The sequence below is a fragment of the Peptostreptococcus sp. genome (assembly GCF_977045075.1).
In genome coordinates this window covers 1-2018 of sequence record NZ_CDRRTB010000157.1, presented here as the reverse complement: position 1 = coordinate 2018, position 2018 = coordinate 1, and the positions used below count along the sequence as shown (strand labels likewise).

Below are 2018 nucleotides of genomic sequence, written 5' to 3'. Positions count from 1 at the left end.
TGGGTGTATACACCTAAGTTATCAACCTGTCCAAGTATTTGAAGGTCTAAATTTTTAAAGATTTCATTGTCATCAGGTGAATCCAAGTTTTCATAGTACTTAATATTGTGCTTAAAACTAATTATATCCTTGTTTTTGTAGTTGAGCACTCCTTGTCCCTTGCTGTTTGGTGGATTGTACAAGATAGCCCCCTGGCCTTCTTTAAACTTTTCCAGGTCTGAGTCTGAAAATTTCAATGAATTTCTTATTTTATTTAGATAGGCGTCATTGATGCCTATTATATTTGATTTTACCTCATATTGACCACTATCTTCCCTAAATATCCACTTTAGAACCTTCTTAGTATATTCTCCACCAGTAGTATTTAGGTCTTTGAAAAATGAAAGGTCTCTTATTTTATCCCGGTCATTTATGATCATTCTTCCCTGGAGCACCTTGAAACCATCAGCATCTTTTATTGCACTCTTATTATTTATCCTTATATTTTTAATTTGACTTAGTTCATTTTGATCCAAACCAGAAACCTCATTAGCCGTATAAAAGGCATTTATAGATAGTATATAGTCCTTGTTTTCATACTTTATGGCCTGGTTTATGGCAATATTTTTCATATTAGAGTAGAATACACCAGCAATTAAAAGTGATGATATTATACCTAGAGATAGGGTCATAAATAGGGTCTTGTACTTGTTCTTTAGGAGGTTGTTTAGGGGTATCTTGCTTATAAGATTCCTTGTAGGTATACTCCTTATCCTAGGGGATTTATTTCCTGTATCCTCATTTTCAAAGTTTAATAAGCTGGTAATAGTCCCCCTTCTTATCTTCTTATAATTATCCAAGGATAGGGCCAGCCAGGCTAATATTACAGGTATCATTACCAATATAATATGATAGTCTAGGACTATCTTAAAGGAGTCTAGGTTGTAAAGGCTCTTAATGGTATTTCTAAATAAAAATGACAATAGGCCACCAATTATAATACCAGTAAGGGCTGGCAGTAGGGACTGGTATAGGATATCTCCAATAATATTCCCATATAGGGTCCTATTCTCTATTCCTATGGCCCTTAAGACTCCAAACTCTCTCATACGATCCCTTATAGATATATAGTAAATCCCCTTTATGGAAAAATACATGATCAAGAAAAATAGGATATTCATAAGGAGCATGTCCTTTGAAAAAATATTACTATACAGGGCCTCTTTTTCTAATAGTATCTTGTTTGTGCGCATATTATAGCCCTTGTTCTTGGCATATTTTGATAGGAAGGATATTGAATTTACCTTATTAGCCTTGTCACTAAGGCTTATATAGATATCCCTAGGACTATGACTATCTTCAATTTTTCTATAAATTTCTATCTTTGACTGGTTCTTATTTAAAGAATTGTCCCCCAATAGGCCAACTATCTTGAATTTTTGTGGCCCCCTATGGTAGAGGTCAAGGTAGATATAGTCCCCACTGATATATTTTTTCATGTTATCCTTGGCCCATTTTTCTAGGATTACCTCGTTACCCTTGTCTGGAAATCTACCATTCAAGAGGCTAAGCCCATGTATTTTTAAGATATCCCTATCTATATTTATAAGGGTGAAGTATTTGTCTGACCTGGCCTTATTTCCATCATAATATTGCTCCTGGCCCAGGTAGTTGACCTCCACTTCCTTTTTTATTTTTCCTATGTCATTAGGCATAAGGCCTTCTATATATACATGCGATATAGTGACTTCCTTTTGAGTATTGAGTAAATCGTTATAGGATAGGCTCCTATTAATTATAAATACTAATGTGAATAAAACTAGGACTGTTGCTATACATATTGAAAAAAATATATTTCTCTTTGACTTTAATAATCTCATATACTTAATCCCCCTTACGAGTGTCTTAGATCTTTTTAATACTAAACAAAGTATAAATTTCTAATTATCTTTTTATATTTTCTTAAATGCTCGTAAAGCCTTATTCTATGTGCTTTCGAGTATTTTTACTGTAGGAAGATACTTCACGTTTCTTTGCAT

At 33.5% G+C, this 2018-nt stretch carries 1 protein-coding gene; it reads right to left on the bottom strand.

Features of this window, described 5'->3' with window-relative positions; genetic code table 11:
- Positions 1-1859, bottom strand: a 1859-nt coding sequence (locus tag ACW6OJ_RS08260; protein WP_456096305.1) for an ABC transporter permease, incomplete at its 3' end; no start/stop codon positions are given.
- Positions 1860-2018 lie beyond the last annotated feature (159 nt).